Here is a 22625-nt window from a genome sequence, read left to right as displayed (position 1 = left end):
ACTTCTCGCTCTAGAGTGATTATCATCTCGCCCGAGAACTTGAACTTGGTAATAAAGAACAGAAAGCCTATGCAATTTAAAAAGTGGATTGTTGCAGTACCATTAGCGCTCGTGATGTTAACGGGCTGCTCGGTTGCAGAAAAACTGGTTTATCGTATCGACATCAATCAGGGAAATTACATTGAGCAAAACTCGGTAGACCGACTCAAGTTTGGTATGTCTAAAGAACAAGTTCGTTTTGTTTTAGGTTCACCAATGCTGGTTGAAAATGGCTACCCAAATACGTGGTATTACATTTATCACCACACAAAAGGGCACAACGACTCCATACAGAAAAACCTCTTTGTTCGTTTCGATGACAACGAACGATTGGTCAAAGTAGAAGGTGACTTCCCCGCCAGTGAAAACTTCTTCGAAGGCGTCTACTGAACCGTATTTAAGTTCACCTAATATCAAAAAGGCTCGCCAATCGCGAGCCTTTACTGTTTCAAACGTAATACCTATTTCCGCTATTAAGCCTATTTCGTGCCGCTCTCAGCTGATGATTTATTTCGCCTTTTCAGCTTCAGCTTGTTTCTTAGCTTGCTCTGCTCTTTTCCGACGAATCTCTTTAGGATCAGCCAAAAGCGGTCGGTATATTTCGATACGGTCCCTGTCTAGCACCGTCGCATTTAGCTTTACATTACGGCTAAAAATGCCGACTTTGTTTTTTGCTAAATCGATTTCGGGGTAAATATCCAACACCCCCGACTGCTCAATGATTTCTTGAACCGTCATCTCAGCTTCTACTGCTAAGGTTATCACTCGCTGCTCTTGCGGCAACGCATAAACCACTTCTACGTGAATCATGCTGGGTACACTACTCATTTACACGTATACCTGCTTAGCGCGCTGCGTAAAAGCATTCACCATATTACTAGTAAGCTCATTAAAAACCTTACCAAACGCCATTTCAACAAGCTTACTGGTGAATTCAAATTCTAATTTCAACTCAACCTTACATGCTGTTTCATCCAGCGGCGTAAATTCCCACCCACCTTGAAGCTGTTTAAATGGACCATCCACCAACTGCATCAAAATTTTTCGCCCTTCTTCAAGCTGATTGGCCGTCGTAAACGTTTTGCTGATGCCCGCTTTCGATACATCGACGGATGCCACCATGCTCGATTCAGAATTTTCAAGAATTCGAGAACCAGAACAACCCGGTAAAAAACTGGGGTAGCTGGCTACATCATTGACTAGGCTATACATCTGTTCAGCGCTATACGGCACGAGGGCGCTGCGGGTTACTTGCGGCATATCGGATTCACTTAAACAAAACATTAAAACGGAGGAAACGTACTCTTATGTTACTTCACGTCATCCACCTATGAAAGTTTTCTTGAATCAGATCCATACAACACACTGGCTACTAGGCTAATAAACGACAAAGACTCACTTATTTAAGCACATTATCCACCCCATTTTATTCATGAGGTTTTCGTTTAAAAAACAATCTGCAATGACCTATGCACCTAGCATCTTTAGAGGACTTGGGTATATAATGCGGGTCTTATGGCAAAGAAAAATTCAAAACCCAAAGCAGGTAGCAATACCATTGCTCAAAACAAACGAGCTCGCCACGAATATTTCATCGACGACGAAATCGAAGCTGGTCTAGAACTTCAGGGATGGGAAGTTAAATCTCTGCGTCAAGGCAAAGCCAATATCGCCGAAAGCTATGTATATATCCGCGATGGTGAGGCATTTATTAGTGGCGTGACTATCACCCCGCTACAACAAGCCTGTACTCATACCGTTGCAAACCCTACTCGCGTGCGTAAGCTGCTGATGTCTCGTCGTGAAATCGACAACCTATTTGGCAGAATAAACCGCGAAGGTATGACCTTAGTTGCCACCGCTATGTATTGGTCCCGTTCTTGGGTCAAATTAAAAGTAGGGGTCGCTAAGGGTAAGAAACTGCACGATAAGCGTACTGATATAAAAGAAAAAGATTGGGCTCGCGATAAAGCTCGCGTTATGAAGAGCAATTTGCGCTAATCTTGACCACTTGAGTTGCACGGTGCTAGACAGCCTAAGGTTTTCTGGTACTATGCAACCTACACTTTGGGGCTGATTTAGGATTCGACGGGAATACTGCAGTCTGAGGTGCATGCCGTGGGGCGGTTTGCCACGTAAAAAGCCGCAAAAAAATAGTCGCAAACGACGAAAACTACGCACTAGCAGCTTAATACCCTGCTCAGAGCCTCTTTGCCCTAGCTTCCGCTTGTAAGACGGGGAATTACAAAGAGTCAAACCCAAACTAGCTAGCGTGGCTTCTCCCGCCTGAGAGGAAAAGCGCGAATTCTAATTCAGGATAGTCATTTACTAGCGTGTCGGTTCGCAGGTGGATGGTGAAATTAAAGATCGACTAAGCATGTAGTGCCAATGATGAATGATTTTCGGACGCGGGTTCAACTCCCGCCAGCTCCACCAAACGTTTGGAAAGCCCGCTAGCTCATAGAGTTAGCGGGCTTTTTGTTGAGCATTTTACTTTTTCCGCCTCTCATTAAGCGCTTGCTTGAAGGTTACATCCAGCACAATGTCAGATTGCTCTTGTTCCGGCTCTTTCTTCTTCCAAATGCTTTTTAGCTGTGAAACCACGAGGTTTATACTCTCGCAATATTTGGGGTAGTCTTTTAAAAATTTAAGACCCGCCGCCGCGTAGACCAAAGGGTTATTGAAGAGCTCGACGATAATTTCTAAAGAGCCCTCACGCACTTCTTTCACGGCAACCAAAAGTGAAGGTGAACTTGCTGACTCTTCATCGAAGATCTCTTTTAACAGAACCTCAATATAGGTAACACCCGTTAAAACAGCATCCAACGTCGATGAAGACCGGATTCCTAAGGTGACCAAATCGTTCATGTTATTGAATACACTCAGCGATGCTAAGTTATCTTCATAAGGCAGATCTAAACGGAGGTAAGTTCACCTAAACACACCGCTACTGGCGCGCCCTGCCTACTTGTCTCAAGTACTGATACACTAGGAATAGCCCTAGGGGTTGCTGCCTTTTTAAAGGGAATCAGCCACGGTTTTTAGGGCATCTCGCATCCACTTGTGTAAGGCATCTTGCTTATGAATTGAATGCCAAAACTGGTCGACTTGAAAGTCATGCATATCAAAAGGTAGGCTAGTCTGGTGAAAGTCGTAGTGGGGTGAAAGCTTACCGAGTAGCCTTGTGGGCAAGGTGATAATCAGATCGGTATTGGCGACAATATCGGGCGCTAAAGAAAAGTGTGGAATCGCACTAATCACCGTTCGGCTCCGCCCCAGCCTAGTCAACTTTCTGTCTATTGACGTTTCTGCAATACCATTCGTTGAAATGATCACATGCTGGGCATGGCTGTAACTTTCAAGTGTCAGAGGCGCTTGGCTAAGCGGGTGATTGTTGCACATGATCACCGCGTAGTTGTCACTGAATAGCCTCTGCTTGTAGACATAGTCGACGCAATTGTTGGTGGAGTACAGCAGTAAGTCGGCATGCTTTTCTAAGTATTCATGAATGGGGATGTCGGCGTTGTAATGCATCGACTCCACTCGGAGTTTCGGGGCTTCTTTCCGGACTTTCTCTAGTAACGCTGGAATCAGCATCATGATTTCAAAATCCAAAGCCCCAATAGTAAACACCCCTTCTGCACTTGCTGGCTCAAAGGGCACTTGATTGAGCAACCCTCGGATTTGCCGGTTTACTGGAACCAATGCCACTTCCAGCGCTTTCGCTTTAGCGGTAAGTTCGTACCTCGTCCCCACTCTTACCAACAATGGATCGTGAAACAGCTCTCGTAGTCGGTTAAGCGTCCGACTAACGGCTGGTTGGCTCATTCCGAGTACTTTGGCTGCTTCACTCACGTGTTTGAGCTCAAGCAGTTTTTCCAAAATAGGCAGCAAGTTAAGATCTATTTTTCTTAGGTTTAAATGTTGCTCGACCATAAAGTTCTTCTTTTGTTTTATTCAGTATACGCATAACGGTTATACCAACCGTGCATTGGAGCATTATTTTGAGTTTCTTTAGCATGGCTTTCGAAATAAGGAGAAAAATATGCAACTAAAACCATTAAGATCACTTGCTCCACTTTATCTTGCTCTTATTAGCACAGGAGCAATGGCTCATCACCATAATCAAGAGATTTATTTCCCCGATGTAGGACAAGTGAAAGCGGAATATGTTTCGCCGTCTATCACTCAATCTATTCAGCCAGGGCAAAAGATAGATAATTTGTTTGAACTTCAGTTCGACAATGAAAAAGCTACGATTCAAAAGCTTGGGAACAACACTTACTGGGTGGGAGTGAATTACTACAACACCACGGTTGTGGTAGACAAAAAAGCCGGAGTCATGCTTATTGACCCGTTGGGTGCCGACCGTGTTGCGACAGTATTAAAAGCGGTCAAGCAAATAACTAATAAACCGATAACCGCAATGGTTTATTCACATTACCATTTGGACCACGTTGAAGGGGCCTCGGCCATTCAGGATTACGTGGACAAGAACCAGTCAGAAAAGTTAGAAATTTACGCTAGTCAGGCGGTGTACGACAAAATCATGCACCACACCACAAGAAACGACAACGGTGAAATAGAAGCCAAGATTCCATTACCAACGAAGGTGCAACAGTACAAACGTGGCAAAACCATTAAGTTTGGTGACCAACGTGTGCGCTTCATTGCGCCCAAAGGGCATGGTCATACACCAGATAACACCATGATTTGGATACAAAACGATAAGGTCATGCATTTTGCAGACATGATTAACCCAGACCAACTGCCCTTCTACAATTTTGCTGGTGCCGAAAACTTCCATGGCTATGAAGAAGACCTTAGATTCTTATTGAAGAAAGGAGAGCGCGGTCACTGGAAATACGTAAACGGTGGTCACGGTAACATCGGTTCACCCGAAGATGTAAGAAAGCTTTTGGAGTATATCGAAGATCTGAGAACCGAAGTAGGTAAACAACTCAACATCGCCCCTTATCAACCCCAGCTAGCAGATGGTAACCACTTTATCTGGGTGAAACGCTGGCAAGATTCTATTTCAGCCGGTGTGCGAGAAGCATTAGAACCCAAATATGGTCACATGTATGGTTTCAATTCAGGTGCTGTTGAAACCCACGCCATCAAAGTTCTGTTCGATATGATCGACCACTAAGAATTCGTCTATTTAAACTCCGCTCTGGATTAAGAAAAACGGTACCAAATATTGAATGAAACACACTCAGTTTTACGATATTTCTAGCCTGTATTTTTTGCTAGTAGTGAGACGAGTCTATTGCAAGTAGATTCAATAAAGCTAGCGACAGAAGCAGCAGCTAGAAAGGTATTCTGTTCTCCAGAGCTGAGATTATTTAATTTCGGCTTACTCTCCACCTTATATTTTGGTAAGCCGATCTTTTGTGTTGTATTTGTAACCGAGTTTTATTCCCACACAAATTCCTATTACTACCCGAATAACCAAACCTCACAAAGCTTTTATCTTGGCACCTAAAAATTAACTAGTTCGTTTTAAGAGTATTGAAGTAGAAGATATTTTTGAAAATGAGAGCCAACAAAATGTTGGCTCTATGGTAAGTAAATAGAACGAATTATGCATTACAAGTTAACATGAACGTACCAATGCTGCTGCCATCGACTTCAACAGTAATTGGTGCGGTGAAACCGGTTAAGTTACATGTCACGTTTAACCCATAAGTCCCATCGTTATTGTCCGTGGTTGCTGCAGAGGCAAACACTGAGCTGGCTGATGCAATGGCGACTGAATGCCCGCCATGCCCAACATTGCTGCCATCGGATTGTTTCAGAACCACTGTGATTTGCCCTGTACCTCCATTGGGTACAGTCACACCAGAGGTCATCTCCACGTTCCCGGCATCCACTTGAGTAAAGGCAACACTCACGGTATTCGTTAGGTTATCTCCCCCCACATTTGCAGTAATAACGTAGCTGGTGGCCGTCGTACCATTCACGGTCGCGGTGTAGGTACCGTCACCATTGTCAACCACGCTATACGTTATACTGGAAGGAGAAGACGTCAGTACTAACGTACCGCCACTTTGGCTGTAATCAGAGCCGTCTGATTTTTTCAACGTCACCGTTAACTGCAATGCGCTGCCTAACTTGGTCGCAGAGCTGTTCACTGTGATGGTCGACTGGGCTAAGTCTGGCCCCGCAGAAGTGAAAGTAACGGACTGTGCTGCTGCCAAATCCGTACTATTCAGTTTCGGCGTGATGGTGACTGAACCTGCGGTTGTGGATGTAAATGCTTCGGTAAACACACCTCCACCTTGATTCGTTACACCTGAGCCATTCACAGTACCTGTTGTAGCAAAGCTCACTGTTCCACTTGTAGGCACAAAAGGCTGTCCCGCGTAATCTTTTAGAGTAACCGTGGCAATCACTTCGCTTGAACCATCCGCAGCAACGCTATTGGTGCTTAAGGTAAGAGTTGTTTGGCTCACATCTAACGCTGGCACAAAATCAATTGAAGCCGTATCCGCAATGGCATTACCGTCAATGCTTCCTGATATCACAATATCACTGGCAACCGATGAAGACACAACCGCCGTATAGGTGCCATCACCATGGGATTGAATGTTATCAATCGTCACTCCACTTGCAGGAGAGGCGCTGAGGGTTAGAGTGCCTGTATTACTGCCTCGTGAATTCCCATATTGGTCTTTTTCTTGAACCGTAATGGTAACAGTGTCGATGCCATTGGCGTTTGCCGATGCCGAAGAACTCGACAATTCGGTTTGCGCATAATCGACAGGTTCATCTGTAGTACAGAAGGTGTCTGTGCTTCTAAGTGCCATATCTACGGTGGCGGTTTGTGAACTACTGCCAACAAACGGAGTAGAAAGCCGACCACTGTACCAACGGTTATTGTCTCTGAGGTAAGCACTTGCGTAGTAATTAACGCCTTCAACAATCTTATCTAGCGTCGCATTACCATTCTCATTGCTGTTTCCTCTCATATACTGCGAATAGCTTTCGTCGTATGCCCAATAGCGGCTTAATGGCGCTGGTTTCTGCTTGATGACCGTTCGGTTACTGTCCAAGCAAACGAGTCGTGTATGCAAGGTTTGATTCACTGTCGGGCAAAGAGAGAGATCCGGAAATTGAAGTGACGTCAGGGAGTCAGACGCGGTAAATTCTAATCGACTACGAGCATTGCTGCCGTAGTAATACAATTTATACTGCGCATTTTCCGTTAAATTCTGCAAATCTAACTCGCCATTAGACACCTGCCCTTGCTGGATATACGAGTAACCTTCATACAAGTAGTAACGCCCACTGGTTGCGCTTGCTGTTTTGGTTGTGTCCGTCGGGCAAACCAGCTCCACACTTGGTTTCAGGTTTATTCTTGGAGGGTTCTTAATGTTTAGGTGTGCTGTGAAGGACTTTGACGCATCGTTCGTTTCACCAAAACAAAAATCCTCAAGCTTAACGCCTTTTTCTCCACTTCCAACCGCGATACTTTGCCCATCCACTTCTATGGAAGCCAACAGGCTATTTCCGCTGCTATCCAACAAATCGAACGTACCTGCGAAGGCTGGGACTCTTTGAATGTTCAATTTATCTAGATCATTTCCCCACCCTGATCGCTTATAAGCCCAACCACCATCTTTACGAGCATAAGAAAGACGCAACCTCTGATTATTGGGTTGCCCATCTTTGTCCAATACATCGACATCGAGCTTACATCGGTTTGTTCCATACCAATCAAGGTTGTAATAAGACAAGTGCGTTATCTTTTTCACCACACTAAACGTATTGGCATTTTCAGCGGTGATCAGCGCTTCCCCTTCATAGGACCATTTCGCTGTGTTCTCGTTGTAGCTCCATAATGGGATGGATCCATCTTCCAACTTTAGAGGTTGAGATGTGTTCGGGTGAACCGTGCTTTTCGGCACTTCAAAGTTTAGGCTTATTCCGTCCCCACCGAACTGAGAAACTTGATTCCCTAAGCTGTCTTTGATTTCGATAGCAACAAAGCCTGCACTGATAAAACTAAATTCAGAATCGTTATTTAAGTCTGAGGGTGTTGCCCCATCAATACCGCTAACTTCCAGTCCACCTGGGAAAGCAAACAAAGGATTGTTCGAGCTATCAGAAAGGCTTTTGGGATCAGCAGAGACCAGCATTGCGGATGCTTTCACCGCGCCCGTTGGTTCAAATGGATTCCCATGACTATCAAAAAATTCGGTATTCGCTGGTATATCTATGGAAATCTGAGCATTATCAAGAATTTGCCCTGATAACGTGGATATCGATTTGATCGGAGTACTGATCACCACTTGTTGGGTCACCACGTTCTCATTCAGCGGCACGGTTTCTTCAGCAAACGCACCAGCAAAGTCAGGGGCGGTCGATTTAGGCAATACTTCCACTCGATTTTGCAAAGAGGTGTCTGAAGACAAAAGATCATACGTCGCCGCATTGGAGAAAAAGCCCTCTCCCGAAACAACCATACTCAAAATAACGGACGATTCGTCTACTTTTTTCAGGTTCTCGGATTTTAATGTCAGGGGTAAAAAGCCTGAAGATGGAATTTTTATATCACCAGAAACAAAACTAGCGCCATCCTTGTACCCCGCCACAACAATACCGTCAGAATCAATGATTGAAATGTCTACGTTGCTATCTTGCCCTTCGATTTGGAATTGCGCATCAACATTTAGCCCACCAACAGACTCTTGGTTAGCACCATTGCTCACAACGAGTTGAATGGGCAACCCACTGGTAATCGGCAAGCTGACTTGAACAGGGGCGGCACTATTACTAGCGTTGTTTGAATCATCATCAAAAATACAACCAGTCAGCAGCACCGAACTTCCCAAACACGCCACCGCCAACCGAGAAAGTTTAAACCTTACAACTCCCTGCATTGCATTTACTTTGTTATCCATACCTAACCTTTATTTAGTTTTTGACTATCTGTAATTTAACCCTCGAAGGTTAGTTCAGTGATAACTAATAAAAAAATCACAATTGGTATTTTTGCGACTCATATCAAATGGTTATGAAAGAAAGAAATGTATCAAAATATCAATAACAAGATTGTAACCGTCTTGCTTATCTTTAATTGCGGATTTAATCATCAATCAGCTCTTCAGCATGAATTCAAATCGCTCGCCGATTGAGTAAAAAGGCAAATCAAGAAAGTTTGAGTAATTGACGTGATTTCCCTATCCTGAGACTTCCGCACGATATGACGATCATTCAATTCCCAAAGTGAATATACCTATGGTTTCTAAAAACAAATTGGTTCGTTTTAAGAGTATTGAAGTAGACGATATTTTTGAAAAAGAGAGCATTCTGCTCAAACAAGTTCAATCGGGGGAGCTCTCTCAGGTACTGATGCTTTGGCAAGCGAAAACCGCCACGCTGGTGTTGCCATCTGGCAAGAAATGGGCCGCATCTGAAGAATTGGAATCGGAGCTAAACAACTTAGGATGGCGGCTTATGTCACGCAAAACGGGGGGCGCACCCGTTCCGCAAGTTCCGGGTATCATCAACCTCTCGCACCTCTATCAATGGGAAAAAGGCGTTCCCTATGACATTCAGAAATCGTATCAAAATTTGTGCTTTATTCTGACGCAGTTTTTTCACGCTCTGGGCGTTAAGGTTGATATACATGCCACGCCCCACTCCTACTGCGATGGCGACTACAACCTAAACATTAACGGGAAGAAGGTGGTTGGTACGGCGCAACGAGTATTGCTCAAAAAAGACGGCGGTCGAGTGGTGCTTTCTCAAGCATGCATTCTCGTTGATGCGGTGATGGAAAACCTTGTCGCCCCAGTTAACCTTTGCAACAAGCTATGTGGTCATAGCGGATTCATTGAGCCCGATGCCCATACCTCTTTGTTTGAACATATAAAAGAACGCCCAACGGTTGATGCTCTATTCCAACAGTTGACCGAAGCGTTTTTGAAGCACGCCGCCTCATGACAATGCGACTTATCGTGATACAACTCATAGCAATAAATTCGCTTGAGTAGGCAAGACCATCACTGATACTCAAGTCACCTGATTTTCCCCAAGCCACCTCATTCTCCCCAGGCCACCTCAAAGTTCTTGGGCATAACAAAAGTCTAAATTTGTAGAGTGGCTCAATTTATTTATGGCTATGAATCACCATATTAGAACAATATGATACCGTACATATCAACTCGTATACTTGCGCGGTGTTGGCTCCTAACACTTACGCTGTGAATACCGCACAGACAATAATTCCATACATAAAAGGAATATCTAAATGGCTTGGACACTCAACGACTTAGTGCCTGTACTTTCTAATCATGAAGGTTGGACAGTCGAAAACAACGAATCCTCTCAATCTATTGTCATCCGAAACGAAGACGGCATAGAAGCATACCTTGCTGTTGCAGGCGAGCAAATCATTGTCGAGGTGCTGCTATTTGCACAATCGTCAGTGCACGATGTCAATGGCTTAAACGATGAGATCCTACGAACTCACAAAATGTTCCCGCTTTCGACCATCGGCATCAATACCATTTCAGGTAACGACTACTACGTAGCGTTCGGATCCCTTTCTTCTCAATCCAAAGAAGAGAGCGTCTTGATTGAGATCGCGACGTTGTACCGTAATGTGGAAGCGTTCATCGAACTGTATGACGAATTTTTGGGAGAAGCATAATGGGCGTATGGAAAAAACTATTTACAGCCATTAAAGGCGGCGTAAACGAAGCGGCAGAAGACATGGCGGATAGCCAAGCACTGCGCATTTTGGATCAAGAAATCCGTGAAGCGAAAGAGGAACTTAGAAAATCCGACCAAGCCTTGGTTTCTTTGGTGGCCAAGAGAAAACTGGCCGACAATAAAGTCGCTGGGTTAAACAGCAGCATTACTGAGTACGAAGAGCACGCGCGTAATGCCATGACAAAAGGCGAACAAGACTTAGCACTCGAATGCGCGGGGCGCGTTGCCGAGCTCACCAACCAACGCACCACAGAGCAAAACTACGCTGAACAGTTCAAAGTATCTGAGCAAAAGTTACGCGTGAACATCGCGCAAGCCAAAGACAAGCTCCGTCAACTTGAGCAACAAGTGGATGTGGTGAAAGCCAATGAAGCCGTGCAAAAAGCGCAGGCTTCCGTTTCGTCGACCAATGTCGGGGCAAACAGTAAAATGACGACGGCGGTGGAATCTCTTGAGCGCATTAAGAACCGCCAAGCAGAGAAGCAAGCTCAGCTAGAAGCAGCAGAAGAACTGCATGAAGCACAATCTGGTAGCAGCCTAGATCAGAAGCTAGCCAATGCGGGTATTACCGCCGGTGGACAATCTTCAGCCGAAGACGAACTGGCTCGTATCCTAGGTAAATAAGGACGCATCCCTAATATGGCTGTGTGGTTTACATTAAGACGGTGGGTTTATGCCCACCTATTTTCATTAAGAACGAAAAGCTTACTTGGCTTAGCCGCGGGCTACATCGCCCTATCATGGATTTTACTGACGGCTGCAGGGGAATCGGATCTCACGGCAAACGTCACCGACTTTCTGTATTACATTGTCGTGACCTCTTCGACCGTCGGTTACGGAGATATGTCTCCCGCTACACCGCTAGGACGCTGGATTGTGGCGTTTTTTGTTATCCCTGTCGGTCTTGGATTATTTGCGATATCAGTAAGCCAACTGGGGGCTTTGGTCGTCACGGTGTGGCGCGCTGGCGTATTAGGAAAACGGAGAGTCAACGTGGAAAATCACATTTTGTTGTTGGGTTGGAATGAACAACGAACCCTGCACTTAATTCGTATGTTGCAGCATGAGGAAACGGGCAGACGACGCATTGTGCTTTGTGTAAAAGCGGACATTGAAAACCCACTGCCGTCAGAAATTGACTTTGTGAAAGTCTCGGCATTCACAGAATGCACCGACATGGTGAAAACCAACTTATCCGCAGCGAGCTGCATCATCATTGATAACCCAGAAGATGACGTAACACTCTCAGCGGCGCTGTATTGTGCCAATGAAAGCCCAAATGCCCACTTGTTAGCGTACTTCAAAGATGAGGCATTAAGCCGCTTGCTAAAACAACACTGCCCTAACGCGGAATGCATCCCTTCCGTTGCCACGGAAATGCTTGCGAAAGCCGCCGTTGACCCCGGCTCCAGTGCACTTCATCAAGAGTTATTGAACTCCACGCAAGGCATGACTCAGTATTCCGTTGAATTTCCCGCCAGTGCCACAGAGACACAAGTGAGCGAGCTGTTTGATTCCTTCAAAAAAGACCATCAAGCCACCCTCATTGGTATCGATAAAGGGCAAGGAATAGAACTTAACCCAAGTTTGGATTGCCCAATAACAGCTGGCACCACCATTTTTTATATCGCCGACGAGCGAATCGATAACTTTAGTTGGAAATAACCATGTTTGACTGGTTTAAGAAAAAAACAGGCAGCACGCCGGAAAAGCCCAACGCACCTGAAATATTAGGCTTAAGGTTAGGCGGCGCATTCGAATTGGATGATTTGAAGTTTCGCATGATTGAGCCCCACCTAACCATCGAAGGGGCATCTCGTACTCAATTGATTCAAGCGGTCGGGGAAGTTCAACTTGATCACCAAACCAAACTGCTGCGCTACTACACCGACGATGACGGGTATCTTCAAGTCTTACTGCATGGTGACGGCGATGGCGGCGTTTCAGAAGTGAAGCTGTTTTACTTTTACGAAACCCAATCGATTGATAGAGAAGATGGCTGGAATCGTTGGCTAGAGACAGATTTGGTTCAGCCCTCTCAACAACTTGATGGGCATGAATTTACCAAGGTATGGGATAACGACCGACCTGTTGCAATGACGGAAAAGACCTATCACAGCAACGGAACTCTATCGGAAACCGACCAATTCATCATGCTTTATGAACGAGACGCAGCACCGGATTTGGCCGAATCACTGCTTATCTCTTGTGAAGAAAATTTTAACAGCGGCACGGCTGAGCGCTGCGTTACCTATATTACTGGCATTGACATATCACCCACTGACTTCTCTGTCATTGGATAACATAACAAGGAAACTCTTTCATGGAATTAGTCGCTCAATCCCTAGCGGGTCTAGTGGATTTCGTCACGTACTTTGCGATTTGTATCGCTTTCTTAATTCTGTTTAAGCTGGTTTATATACGCTTTACCCCCTACGACGAGTGGACGCTCGTTAAAGAGAACAACATCGCTGCCGCCGTGGCACTTTCTGGCTCGTTTGTGGGTTATAGCATCTCGATTGCGGGTGCGGCATCGAACTCCGTCAACTTGGTGGATTTTGTTATTTGGGGTGTCGTTGCATTCGTGGCTCAGTTACTTGCCTTTATGCTTGTGCGCTTTATATTCTTACCCAAAATCTCTCAGCGTATTCAAGACAATGAAATTTCAGCGGGTATTGTGTTGGCGAGTGTTTCCATCGCGGTAGGTATGCTTAACGCTGCGTGTATGACTTACTAAGGAGCACCGGATGAAACGGAGTAAAAGAGTCATACTGCCATCCATGAAAAAGGACTGGCAACAAGCAGACATGAAGCCCCTTGTGGCTTTCATTGGTTTAGCATCAATAACCGGGTGCTCCGACGACTCAACCGAAGCGCAAATCTTCAAAACAGTGGGTGAATGCAGTGAAGCCAACCCAGGCTATTATCAACAGTGTCAAGCGGCTTACAAAGAAGCCGCCGAGATGGCATTTTTGTCTTCGCCTCGGTACACCTCCCAAAGTGACTGTGAATTCGATTTTTCTCAGGGCTGCGTTCAACCGGAATACCAAAATTGGTTTGCTCCAGCCTTGGGTGGGTTTATGTTTGCTCGGCTGACGAATTCCGGTTACTACTCTCGCCCTTTGTATACTTACCGTGGCGGCTGGTATGGCTCCGACGGAAGCTGGTACGGCTCAAGCAATGGCAGCTACAAGAAATACAAAAAGGTCAAAATCAAGTCATACGATCTCAATAAGCAACCCGCGATTTCTCGCACCATGTCGCGTGGCGGGTTTGGTTCAACCGTAGAAGCCAAATCCAGTTGGAGTAAATCTTCTGGATCCAAATCCTCTTCTCGCTCAAGCGGCAAGAAATCGGGTTGGGGCGGATAACGTCATACCACCAATAGGGGGCATATTGCCCTCTATTTCTTTTGTTCACCATAAAGGTTGGCAAACCTTTCTTCATAGAATCTGATATTTCTGATGTTAAGAATCGAAACCAAAGAGCGCGAAAATTGGCGTGCACTTGCAAAGCAATATGGCTTTGGCTTTCACAGTATGTACGAAGACCCATATTGGGATGAGCGGGCGTACTACCAATTTACTCTTGAGCAAATCGAACAGGACATTGAAGAACCAACTGAAGAAATCCACCAGATGTGTTTGCAAGTCGTCGACAAAGTGGTGAACGACGAAGCACTGCTCGCAAAATTTAAGATTCCAAACGCAATGTGGGACAACGTTCGTACATCGTGGCGAGCCAATGAGCCTTCCTTATATTCAAGGCTTGACTTTGCTTATTCAGGGAAAGGGCACGCAAAGCTGCTGGAAAACAACGCTGATACGCCAACCAGCTTATACGAGACAGGGTTTTGGCAATGGGTTTGGTTGGAAGACAAAGTCAACGCAGGGGAGCTGGACAGGCGATCCGACCAATTCAATATTCTGCAAGATTACCTGATAGACCGGTTCCATCAGCTCGCCAAATCTCAGCCAGGTCAAACGCTGCATTTCTCGTGCTGCAAGGACACAGAAGAGGACAGAGGAACGGTTCAATATTTGGAAGATTGCGCCAAAGAAGCAGGGCTCTCGACGGCGTTTGTGTTTATTGAAGACATTGGTATCAACCAACGGCATGAATTCACAGATCTAAAAGATAATCCGATCCGTTGGATGTTCAAACTCTACCCATGGGAATTCATGTTCAACGAAGAATACGCGCAACACCTTGTTGGTGCAAAAGTGAATTGGCTAGAGCCGATGTGGAAGTCGATTTTATCGAACAAAGCGCTGCTTCCCATGTTATGGAAGATGTTCCCGAATCACCCTAACCTATTACCTTCGTATTTCTCGGACGATCCTCAAGCCAGCACATTAAAAGACTACGTAGTCAAGCCAATCTTCTCACGCGAAGGGGCGAATATTTCCATTTTCAAAGACGGAAAAGAGGTCGCAGCAGCAGATGGACCGTATGGCGAAGAGGGGGCAATCATTCAGGCATACCACCCACTGCCCGTATTCAATAACTGCCACACCCTTGTCGGCAGTTGGCTCGTCAACGACCGAGCCGCAGGCATGTCGATCCGAGAAGATGATTCACTCATCACCCAAGACTACGCTCGATATGTTCCGCATATTATTTTGTGATGAGAGAATAATAATAAAGAAAAAGCGCCTAAATTAGGCGCTTTCATTTAAAACTGTACTCGCACCCAAATTATATCAGGCGTTTTTTTTGCAATATACTGAAGCAAATGTACCTAATTGCCCTTCGATATAAGGAGATACAGTGAATGATTTTATACTCACTGAGCTCCAGAATTGTTTACCTTCAGGTGTGGACGCATTAGGGCAAAAAGACTCCGTAAGTTCTCTATATTTTTCTTCTAATTCATCCATATTGGAAAAATATTCGTCTCCAGACCTTTTAGCTAATGTATACAACATGTTATATGTACGCATATCATTTTCACTCATTCTTACAGATGCATAATAGCCAAGACCTTTTTCCTTAGTTACTTCAAGTACCGACCATCCATCATTTTTCACCAAATAACCACTTTCTAAATGCTTTTCTATTGCATTACTATTGTCATCTGAACATGCAACTAAGAGTAATGGAAAAACAAAGAAAATACTTTTAATATTCATACACCAACCATTGACTTATAAAAAACAAACAAACTAAAACCTTACTTAAACATCATAATGTTTATCTTAACTTTCTATCATTAACTTAAAAAAATATAATATATTTACCGCCCCTTTCGTTTAATTTTTTAATCAAAACAAAATGATGGATATTTCATCTAGGAATAGGTTGATTTTAATGTCTTTAACAAACTCTTCTACTTGGCGATCCAATTCATCTTGTTCTTCTTGAGAAATGACTCTTCTAGTAACTCGCTTTCCATTTTCATCAAATAATGGCATACCATCAACTTTTACACCTTCTATCAGAAAGCGATTATTATTTCTTTCATGGCCACCTAGAGAACCAGACAACCGGTTATAGTAATACGCTTTTTTGTTATCTTTCACATCAACAGAATAGTTAAGATAAAGTGCTTCTGCCGCCTCTGGATACCCTAATCCTAGAGCTCTATTTAACCATTTTTCTGCTTCGACTGAGTTGGTTTCTTCTATGTGATAATAAAGAGAGACCATAGCTGGTGCGTAGCCTTTGTTTGCTGCCGCTTTAATATATTCCAGAGCTTTATCTTCCGAGACCCAACTGCTTACTCTTAATGCCGCTTTGTTAGCACCTTTTTCAAATGCTTCTTTGTAAATTTCTTCTGACTTGTAAGAACGGTAAAAAGGTACAAGTTCCCACCAATAAGGTTTCTTTACTCTCATAGCAAACATGGCTTTTCCGTTCCCATTTTCGGCTTGAATTTTCCATCCTTCAAATGCCTTATCAGCCCATTTTTCATCACAAGGCCAACCTAAATAATCGCATGGGCTATCTATGTTTAACTCTTTACCAGCGAGAATTGCCATTGCCCATGGGCTACCCATTTCAGCAGCATTTAAAAACGTATCGCCTGCTTCAAAGTGTTTGCCATTTTTATATTGAACCACCCCGAGCCAATAAGTAGCGTAAACGCTTCCTTTTAGGGATTCCTCTAAGAGTATTTCTTGTGCTTGGTTGTACTCTTTTTGGTTAAAAAAGCGAATACCTTGTTCTATTGAATCATTTGCCCAAGAACACAGTGGAATGAACAGCATTAATAAAAACAGTAATGGTTTCACAATAAAAAGTAAGCGCCTGAGTAAGGCGCTTTTTTGTTAAAATAATTCGATGGAAGTTTCATCTAGGAAGAGGTTAATTTTAATGTCTTTGACAAATTCTTCTACTTGGCGGTCTAATTCATCTTGTTCTTCTTGGGAGATTAATCTTCGGGTTACCATCTTTCCATCCTCATCAAATACTGCGCTACCATCCACTTTAACAGCTTCAATAAGAAAATAGCTACTATCTCTTTCCCTTCCTCCCATCATCCCAAATAATTTGTTATAGTAGTATGTTTTTTTATTATCTTGGGAATCAAGATGATATTTAAAATAAAGAGCTTCAGCCGCCTCTGGATACCCTAACTTTATAGCTTTATCTAGCCATTTCCCTGCTTCGACTGGGTTGGTTTCTTCTATGTGATAATAAAGAGAGACCATAGCTGGTGCGTAGCCTTTGTTTGCTGCCGCTTTAATATATTCCAGAGCTTTGTCTTCTGAAACCCAACTGCCGATTCGCATTACGGCTCTATCGGAACCTTTTTCAAAGGCTTGGCTATAGATTTCTTCTGATTTATAAGATCGGTAGTAAGGCACAAGCTCCCACCAATAAGGCTTCTTTACCCTCATAGCATACATAGCTTTGCCGTTCCCATTTTCGGCTTGAGTTTTCCATCCTTCAAATGCCTTGCCAGCCCATTGCTCATCACAAGGCCAACCTAAATAATCGCATGGGCTATCTATGTTTAACTCTTTACCAGCGAGAATTGCCATTGCCCACGGGCTGCCCATCTCTGCTGCTTTTAAAAACGTATCGCCTGCCTCAAAGTGCTCACCATTTTTATATTGAACCACCCCGAGCCAATAGGTGGCGTAAGCACTGCCTTTTTTTGATTCTTCTAAAAGCAGTTCTTGAGCCAAAGCATATTCTTTTTGGTTAAAGAGGCGAATACCTCGCTCAATTGAATTATCAGCCCATAGGAATGGGCAAAAAAGTATAGAAATTAACAAAAATAATTTTTTCATGATATTACAACCAGTTAATATTTCGGTATCCGATAGCTCTAAGTTTACTTATATTACGTTCACTAGCAGAAATATATTCTAACTTTTCACTTGCTCCTCCACGCCCATTAAACTTTGGCTTCTCCATTATTTGATTAAGCATAGTAAATTTAATAATCATTTTTTTAAACAACTTGAAGCTATCATTTACTTTTACCATATAAACTTTTTTACTTTTGTCATTTGGCTCTTCATAATAATCATCTTGTGAAATAACAAAGAAACCTCTTAAACTTATTACATTATTGGCGTAACGCTGCCATTTTTCTTCATCATTTATCTTAGTTGGTTGAGATAAACCCATTCTTTGGACTGCATTTTCAAACCGGCTAATTTGTTGTAAATCTGGATTATTCCCGCCTAACCATTCTAAAATCCTAATAATTGCAAAGCGTTGATTTTGGTTTCTTCGAGCTATTTTATCTCTATTTTCTTTTTGGTAATCAAATATTGCGATATCTGGTATAGATGTATAGTTAATTAGCACTGTAAGCACCTTTGCCAATGTTTCCGCTGGCATATTCTTTATCCAACCAGAGTTTTTAACTTGATTGTCTTCTGAGAGAATAAAGTTTGCTACGAAAGATGCCGTGTCTTTCTCTGTCGCAACCTTTTCCATATTCAGTATCATCTTATAAGGCAGTAAAAGGACTTGAGCTATGGTCAACCCGTATGCCATCGCTACGGTAATAACCATATTGAACACAACGAAGGTATCTAATTCCCCATCGAGTGGTTCGGCGAAAATCCTGTAGCGAGAAAAGCCAGGTTCTTGCATCACTTCTAATAGGGCAGAGAAGAATTGGTCTGCCGCCTTCATGTTTATTTCCGATGCGATTTTTCCTCCTATCCCGACGACTTCACTTGCCTGAACATTCGTGACAAAAATCAGCCTTCCGTTGTGTAACGTTACTTGCAACAAAAACTCGTAGCCAAAACCAAGAGTTAATCGCGCCCCCACCCCTATATTAAAGAGATTGAGCACTTTATTGCTGTTCTCTGGCTTCCATAGAAAGTTCGCCTTTACACTGCCGCCTACTTCTATTCCGGCAAATGCCTTTGCGCTTACCGCAGCACCTGCTGCAAATGTCGAAGCGCCTTCCTTGTTACCATCCCCTAACGTCGTCACCGTGTAGTTGCTGTAGTCTTGTTCATTGTTGACCATACCTCTCACACCCAACCCACGTTCATTGGCGTTACCAACGTATATTCCATTAGAGACCTGAATACTGGCGGCAATAGCTCCAAAAACTTTCCCGTTTATTACCAGTTGCGCGCCACCGAGTTTTTTCACTTTGTTTTCTTTTACTATGGTGCCATCTGGTTTTTCTGTTTTTTTTATGTATGGAATATCAAGGTCAATAAAACTTGTCTTGTTCGGTATATAAAAGTCGAAGGAGTTTTGTGCCGTCGCTAAGTCGATGCCGACTTTAATATCAGCATTAGCTAGTATGTGATCTTTATTGAAACTGTCCCCAGTAATTGCTGTAGAAGCTTCTGTTACAAAACGCATGAACTGAGCTTCACCGCTTGTGTTTAACTCACCTTTAATCCCAAATAGATCCGTTTTTTCTGTTTTCCAAGGGAAGGGGACCGACTTTACCCAGTCGTCATCACCAATATACGCCTTGCTCTCAAGAAACTTCCATTCAGCGAACTTTAGCTCTGTGTTCCCAGCAATTTGCTTAAGCAGATTTTCTGGTACTTTTCCTATCGCTCCATCTCCAGCAACGTGGCTGTACCCAGAAAAGCTTATTGGTTTTGAACATAATTTATTTTTGGATGCGCTTTCACTTAGCACCGGGTTGTTGGATAAAATATATAAACGCTTTTCAGGATCGCTTGCTAAGGAGCATTCAACAATATGCACCATCTCTTCAGCTCGCTTTGCGATGATGACTTTGTCTAAGTTTCTTGGTTTCCACTTTCTTTCATCTAGCACTATCGGATAGGGGCTATAGTTTTTAGCGCTGTCTTCAGCTAAGTCATTAGGACCTAAAAACATTTCAGGATTTCGAGCATTTCTCTGAATTTTATGTTTTAAGTCTCTTAATCTTCTCGATGCCTTTTCTGAGTAGGTGATAATTGAATTTATGTATTCAGAAAATTCTTCATTTTTTTCTACTAGGTCATTAAATGCACCAATTCGGTACGCGATTTCTTTTAAAATCGAAATTTTTAACACATACGCGGGATAAAACCCTAAATTTTGGGTGTTTATTTTTTCTAGTAAGGTTGTGATTTCTTTAACACTGACTTTCTCTTTACAAAGTTTATCTACTGCAAATGTAACTTCATCCTTACCATTAAATAGCTCACCAACACTTAAGCATTGTTCTTTAAATACAACATTTAGCTTGTTTAATGTATACAGAATAGGAAAGAAGGAGCGGTAAACGATGTTGTCATAGTTTCTCAGTACGTCCTCTACATCCTGCTTTTCATGTTTATTTTTTAAAATGGGCACGACTGAGATAAACTCCCTGTAAAAGCGAAAAACGTCATCCAAATCCAGTACGCTTGTATTTTTGCTTACGTCATCTTTTTTCAGGTTATCGATAATGCCAGAGCGACGTCTCCAACTGCTTAACTTTGCCAATGCTCTATCAATATCTTCATGATAATCATAGGTGTAGTATTGTTTTTGGCTGAATTTGTATTTATTGGTTTTGTTGGAAATTTCGGTTTTTTCAGCCGTTTCTATCGCTTTATCTTTTAGGTGTTTTATATGCCCCTCTAGTTGACCTATCGCCTTTTTTTGGAGCCTTCTTAATGCATTGAGCGTTGTTACATCAACCGCGTGTTCTTTGTCTTTTCTGTTGACTTGAGTTGCTCCCCAATAGCCTGTTGCCATTGCGGTGTCAGAATCACCAAAAAATTCCTTTATGAACGCTTGTTCTTGTTCGTATCTTCTCTGTATATTTTTAAGCTCACGCCCCATTCCAGATAACCCAAGGGTTTCGTCGTCATTCGGAATCCTGATTACTTCAGTTTTATTTAGGCTTTCTCCAAGGAGGATTTTTTCGATATTTGCCCGCTTTAAGGCACTTTTATCGCCATCATTTAGAAAGTATTCGTGGCTCAGTACATTAAATGGCTCTAGTAACCCAAGAGAGGCAAGCCCTTTAACCGTTTCTTCTCTACTTCCCTTGATTTTGTCTGCACATTTTTTTGCGTCGCTAACAACGCATTCTTTGGCATTCTCATCTAGCAGGATGTACTGACTTTTTTTTGTTTTCGGATTTTCAAGGACATACAGTGCATCGACAAACTCTGGTCTCTCACATTGTGCTGCGACGAGTTTATCATTGGGTAATTCTTGAGGCATTTCTTTATCAGATTCATCGACTTTATCGATAACTGGAGGGAGCAATTTTCCATCTGATCGACATTGACCAATGTCACTTAAGTTAAGGATACTGAGTGCATCTATGGAGGCTTGTTCTGTCTGAAGCGCCTTAGTTATTTCAGAACATTGATCTCCGCGTTGTATTATATATTTGCCAATTTTCATGACATCAATTCCTTTACTAACTTAGTGCTTAGAACTAATCGTGGGTTGCTCACATTAGGATGGTTGTTTTTCAATCTCTGTACTTTTCGATTTTCAGTAGAACGAGGGGAAACGTAGAGTGATGACGCTGCCCCCAAAAAGGCAGAGATGCTTTTTTCGTCGAGCATAGGAATACACTTGGATATGGTATTGGGAGAATAGAAACGAAAGAAAAACCAACGTTGGTCTTCACTGTATATCGTGATATTACGCTGTAATGTATCAAGAATATCCTGTTTCTTAGTTTCTATGGCGAACTCAAAAACCACACCACTGCTTGCCCAGACATCATCAGAAAGCCAATTATTCCATAATTCGCATTTAGGGCTTATTTCCACCCAAACGGGGCTTTTGTCTATCTGGGGCATCCAATGTGTACCTTGATACAATAATCCCCATTGATCTTCATTTAATGTTCTAATTTCTTCTAAAAAGCCTGTACGGAGTTCGTCTAGTACAAGGATGTATTTATGATCAACCATTACGCACACTCGCAATCGGTATGTGCATTGTTACCCATCCCTTTTTGGCACATCTCAGCAATAGGGATATCCAAATAGGCGAAGGCTTCCAACCTTTCTGCGGTAGAGGCAAGTGACGGTACTACAGGAACAAATTCTGTCGCCTCTGCAAGGTCATTGTTTTCGGGTGGCTCTCGGTGTTGAGGCATTTGTGATCTGTCTAAAATACTTGATCCACCACCAGACGCCCCACCACCTGTTTCCCCAATCAAAACCGTCGGGTTACCAGAAGCTACGGAACCACCATGTGATGTGCCATCGCCCTGACGAGCCGCTGGTTTACCATTGATAAATACGCCAGAAGAGCCTGCGGCTATGCTGTCGGGAGGGCCAACGCAAACACACATATCTCCTTGTCTCGCTGCTGGCATACCGCCGATAAATACATTAGGCGAGCCAGCGGCAACTGGCCCCCCAACATGTGGAACTTTCCCCGTTACAGCGGGGCAAGTATGAGCAGAGCCTACATGTGCAGCTGGTTTTCCCATTATTTTTCCTTCGCGCAGCCTA

22 protein-coding genes and 1 other RNA gene are annotated in these 22625 nt (G+C 43.4%); 12 read left to right on the top strand and 11 right to left on the bottom strand.

What is annotated here, in order from left to right; all coding sequences use genetic code 11:
- Positions 1 to 69: 69 nt before the first annotated feature.
- On the top strand, positions 70 to 429 hold the full coding sequence (gene bamE, locus HC752_RS03050) for an outer membrane protein assembly factor BamE (protein WP_190333603.1): 360 nt from the start codon (positions 70 to 72) through the stop codon (positions 427 to 429).
- Positions 430 to 546: 117 nt separating this feature from the next.
- Here bamE and HC752_RS03045 read toward each other — a convergent pair whose 3' ends face one another.
- Both HC752_RS03045 and HC752_RS03040 read right to left on the bottom strand, forming a co-directional pair.
- On the bottom strand, positions 547 to 867 hold the full coding sequence (locus HC752_RS03045; protein ID WP_190333602.1) for an RnfH family protein: 321 nt from the start codon (positions 865 to 867) through the stop codon (positions 547 to 549).
- Positions 868 to 1299, bottom strand: coding sequence for an SRPBCC family protein (locus HC752_RS03040; RefSeq protein WP_202987880.1), 432 nt, complete (start codon positions 1297 to 1299; stop codon positions 868 to 870).
- A gap of 255 nt (positions 1300 to 1554) precedes the next feature.
- Here HC752_RS03040 and smpB point away from each other — a divergent pair, with 255 nt between their 5' ends.
- Positions 1555 to 2040, top strand: a complete 486-nt coding sequence (gene smpB / locus HC752_RS03035) for an SsrA-binding protein SmpB (RefSeq protein WP_190333600.1) — start codon at positions 1555 to 1557, stop codon at positions 2038 to 2040.
- Positions 2041 to 2108: 68 nt separating this feature from the next.
- Positions 2109 to 2475, top strand: a transfer-messenger RNA (tmRNA) gene (ssrA, locus tag HC752_RS03030).
- A gap of 54 nt (positions 2476 to 2529) precedes the next feature.
- Here the strand turns inward: ssrA and HC752_RS03025 are convergent.
- Together HC752_RS03025 and HC752_RS03020 are read right to left on the bottom strand one after the other, a co-directional pair.
- Positions 2530 to 2907, bottom strand: coding sequence for a hypothetical protein (locus tag HC752_RS03025; RefSeq protein ID WP_190333599.1), 378 nt, complete (start codon positions 2905 to 2907; stop codon positions 2530 to 2532).
- A 150-nt stretch (positions 2908 to 3057) separates the two neighbouring features.
- Positions 3058 to 3975 (bottom strand): LysR family transcriptional regulator, encoded by a 918-nt coding sequence (locus HC752_RS03020; RefSeq protein ID WP_190333598.1) that lies wholly within the window; start codon positions 3973 to 3975, stop codon positions 3058 to 3060.
- A 109-nt stretch (positions 3976 to 4084) separates the two neighbouring features.
- On the opposite strand from HC752_RS03020, the gene HC752_RS03015 reads away from it, so the two are divergent.
- Entirely contained in the window at positions 4085 to 5191 is a 1107-nt protein-coding gene (locus tag HC752_RS03015; RefSeq protein ID WP_190333597.1) for an MBL fold metallo-hydrolase, read from the top strand.
- A 433-nt stretch (positions 5192 to 5624) separates the two neighbouring features.
- Here HC752_RS03015 and HC752_RS03010 read toward each other — a convergent pair whose 3' ends face one another.
- Positions 5625 to 8948 carry an Ig-like domain-containing protein gene (locus HC752_RS03010; RefSeq protein ID WP_190333596.1) on the bottom strand — a complete coding sequence of 1108 codons (3324 nt, stop codon included), beginning with the start codon at positions 8946 to 8948 and terminating at the stop codon, positions 5625 to 5627.
- A 337-nt stretch (positions 8949 to 9285) separates the two neighbouring features.
- On the opposite strand from HC752_RS03010, the gene HC752_RS03005 reads away from it, so the two are divergent.
- The 8 genes from HC752_RS03005 (at position 9286) to HC752_RS02970 (ending at position 15392) form a co-directional block, all read left to right on the top strand.
- Positions 9286 to 9993: a lipoate--protein ligase family protein gene (locus HC752_RS03005; RefSeq protein ID WP_190333595.1), complete on the top strand. Its 708-nt coding sequence runs from the start codon at positions 9286 to 9288 to the stop codon at positions 9991 to 9993.
- 307 nt (positions 9994 to 10300) lie between these two features.
- Positions 10301 to 10702 carry a DUF2170 family protein gene (locus tag HC752_RS03000; protein WP_190333594.1) on the top strand — a complete coding sequence of 134 codons (402 nt, stop codon included), beginning with the start codon at positions 10301 to 10303 and terminating at the stop codon, positions 10700 to 10702.
- On the top strand, positions 10702 to 11388 hold the full coding sequence (locus HC752_RS02995) for a PspA/IM30 family protein (protein WP_190333593.1): 687 nt from the start codon (positions 10702 to 10704) through the stop codon (positions 11386 to 11388). The genes HC752_RS03000 and HC752_RS02995 overlap by 1 nt, the downstream gene beginning before the upstream one ends.
- Positions 11389 to 11403: 15 nt before the next feature.
- Positions 11404 to 12429, top strand: coding sequence for a potassium channel protein (locus HC752_RS02990; RefSeq protein WP_190333592.1), 1026 nt, complete (start codon positions 11404 to 11406; stop codon positions 12427 to 12429).
- A 2-nt stretch (positions 12430 to 12431) separates the two neighbouring features.
- Positions 12432 to 13067 (top strand): YjfK family protein, encoded by a 636-nt coding sequence (locus tag HC752_RS02985; protein ID WP_190333591.1) that lies wholly within the window; start codon positions 12432 to 12434, stop codon positions 13065 to 13067.
- Positions 13068 to 13087: 20 nt separating this feature from the next.
- A complete protein-coding gene (locus HC752_RS02980) occupies positions 13088 to 13501 on the top strand; it encodes a DUF350 domain-containing protein (RefSeq protein ID WP_190333590.1) in 414 nt (137 codons plus the stop codon).
- A 10-nt stretch (positions 13502 to 13511) separates the two neighbouring features.
- The gene (locus HC752_RS02975) at positions 13512 to 14135 is read left to right on the top strand and encodes a DUF1190 domain-containing protein (protein ID WP_190333589.1); all 624 of its coding nucleotides are present in this window, start codon (positions 13512 to 13514) and stop codon (positions 14133 to 14135) included.
- 93 nt (positions 14136 to 14228) lie between these two features.
- Positions 14229 to 15392 carry a glutathionylspermidine synthase family protein gene (locus tag HC752_RS02970; RefSeq protein ID WP_190333588.1) on the top strand — a complete coding sequence of 388 codons (1164 nt, stop codon included), beginning with the start codon at positions 14229 to 14231 and terminating at the stop codon, positions 15390 to 15392.
- A gap of 75 nt (positions 15393 to 15467) precedes the next feature.
- On the opposite strand, the gene HC752_RS02965 is transcribed toward HC752_RS02970, so the two are convergent.
- From HC752_RS02965 to HC752_RS02940, 6 genes are all read right to left on the bottom strand, one after another.
- Complete coding sequence (locus tag HC752_RS02965) at positions 15468 to 15896, bottom strand: hypothetical protein (RefSeq protein ID WP_190333587.1); 429 nt, start codon at positions 15894 to 15896, stop codon at positions 15468 to 15470.
- Between the two features lie 132 nt (positions 15897 to 16028).
- Positions 16029 to 16997, bottom strand: a complete 969-nt coding sequence (locus HC752_RS02960; RefSeq protein WP_190333586.1) for a sel1 repeat family protein — start codon at positions 16995 to 16997, stop codon at positions 16029 to 16031.
- A 36-nt stretch (positions 16998 to 17033) separates the two neighbouring features.
- A complete protein-coding gene (locus tag HC752_RS02955) occupies positions 17034 to 18002 on the bottom strand; it encodes a sel1 repeat family protein (RefSeq protein ID WP_190333585.1) in 969 nt (322 codons plus the stop codon).
- A 4-nt stretch (positions 18003 to 18006) separates the two neighbouring features.
- A complete protein-coding gene (locus HC752_RS02950) occupies positions 18007 to 21555 on the bottom strand; it encodes a hypothetical protein (protein ID WP_190333584.1) in 3549 nt (1182 codons plus the stop codon).
- Positions 21552 to 22076, bottom strand: a complete 525-nt coding sequence (locus HC752_RS02945; RefSeq protein ID WP_190333583.1) for a DUF4123 domain-containing protein — start codon at positions 22074 to 22076, stop codon at positions 21552 to 21554. The genes HC752_RS02950 and HC752_RS02945 overlap by 4 nt, the downstream gene beginning before the upstream one ends.
- On the bottom strand, positions 22076 to 22603 hold the full coding sequence (locus HC752_RS02940) for a PAAR domain-containing protein (RefSeq protein ID WP_104400393.1): 528 nt from the start codon (positions 22601 to 22603) through the stop codon (positions 22076 to 22078). The genes HC752_RS02945 and HC752_RS02940 overlap by 1 nt, the downstream gene beginning before the upstream one ends.
- Between the last annotated feature and the right edge of the window lie 22 nt (positions 22604 to 22625).

It is taken from the genome of Vibrio sp. S9_S30, from assembly GCF_014694455.1.
Classification (GTDB): domain Bacteria; phylum Pseudomonadota; class Gammaproteobacteria; order Enterobacterales; family Vibrionaceae; genus Vibrio.
The sequence above is the reverse complement of the archived record's forward strand: the minus strand, read 5'-3'. Positions and strand labels throughout refer to the sequence as shown.

Excerpts from the sequence above, each read along its gene's own strand:
- bamE (WP_190333603.1), top strand. The coding sequence starts at position 70 with ATGCAATTTAAAAAGTGGATTGTTGCAGTACCATTAGCGCTCGTGATG.
- HC752_RS03045 (WP_190333602.1), bottom strand. The coding sequence starts at position 867 with ATGAGTAGTGTACCCAGCATGATTCACGTAGAAGTGGTTTATGCGTTG.
- HC752_RS03040 (WP_202987880.1), bottom strand. The coding sequence starts at position 1,299 with ATGCCGCAAGTAACCCGCAGCGCCCTCGTGCCGTATAGCGCTGAACAG.
- smpB (WP_190333600.1), top strand. The coding sequence starts at position 1,555 with ATGGCAAAGAAAAATTCAAAACCCAAAGCAGGTAGCAATACCATTGCT.
- HC752_RS03025 (WP_190333599.1), bottom strand. The coding sequence starts at position 2,907 with ATGAACGATTTGGTCACCTTAGGAATCCGGTCTTCATCGACGTTGGAT.
- HC752_RS03020 (WP_190333598.1), bottom strand. The coding sequence starts at position 3,975 with ATGGTCGAGCAACATTTAAACCTAAGAAAAATAGATCTTAACTTGCTG.
- HC752_RS03015 (WP_190333597.1), top strand. The coding sequence starts at position 4,085 with ATGCAACTAAAACCATTAAGATCACTTGCTCCACTTTATCTTGCTCTT.
- HC752_RS03010 (WP_190333596.1), bottom strand. The coding sequence starts at position 8,948 with ATGGATAACAAAGTAAATGCAATGCAGGGAGTTGTAAGGTTTAAACTT.
- HC752_RS03005 (WP_190333595.1), top strand. The coding sequence starts at position 9,286 with ATGGTTTCTAAAAACAAATTGGTTCGTTTTAAGAGTATTGAAGTAGAC.
- HC752_RS03000 (WP_190333594.1), top strand. The coding sequence starts at position 10,301 with ATGGCTTGGACACTCAACGACTTAGTGCCTGTACTTTCTAATCATGAA.
- HC752_RS02995 (WP_190333593.1), top strand. The coding sequence starts at position 10,702 with ATGGGCGTATGGAAAAAACTATTTACAGCCATTAAAGGCGGCGTAAAC.
- HC752_RS02990 (WP_190333592.1), top strand. The coding sequence starts at position 11,404 with ATGGCTGTGTGGTTTACATTAAGACGGTGGGTTTATGCCCACCTATTT.
- HC752_RS02985 (WP_190333591.1), top strand. The coding sequence starts at position 12,432 with ATGTTTGACTGGTTTAAGAAAAAAACAGGCAGCACGCCGGAAAAGCCC.
- HC752_RS02980 (WP_190333590.1), top strand. The coding sequence starts at position 13,088 with ATGGAATTAGTCGCTCAATCCCTAGCGGGTCTAGTGGATTTCGTCACG.
- HC752_RS02975 (WP_190333589.1), top strand. The coding sequence starts at position 13,512 with ATGAAACGGAGTAAAAGAGTCATACTGCCATCCATGAAAAAGGACTGG.
- HC752_RS02970 (WP_190333588.1), top strand. The coding sequence starts at position 14,229 with ATGTTAAGAATCGAAACCAAAGAGCGCGAAAATTGGCGTGCACTTGCA.
- HC752_RS02965 (WP_190333587.1), bottom strand. The coding sequence starts at position 15,896 with ATGAATATTAAAAGTATTTTCTTTGTTTTTCCATTACTCTTAGTTGCA.
- HC752_RS02955 (WP_190333585.1), bottom strand. The coding sequence starts at position 18,002 with ATGAAAAAATTATTTTTGTTAATTTCTATACTTTTTTGCCCATTCCTA.
- HC752_RS02950 (WP_190333584.1), bottom strand. The coding sequence starts at position 21,555 with ATGAAAATTGGCAAATATATAATACAACGCGGAGATCAATGTTCTGAA.
- HC752_RS02945 (WP_190333583.1), bottom strand. The coding sequence starts at position 22,076 with ATGGTTGATCATAAATACATCCTTGTACTAGACGAACTCCGTACAGGC.
- HC752_RS02940 (WP_104400393.1), bottom strand. The coding sequence starts at position 22,603 with ATGGGAAAACCAGCTGCACATGTAGGCTCTGCTCATACTTGCCCCGCT.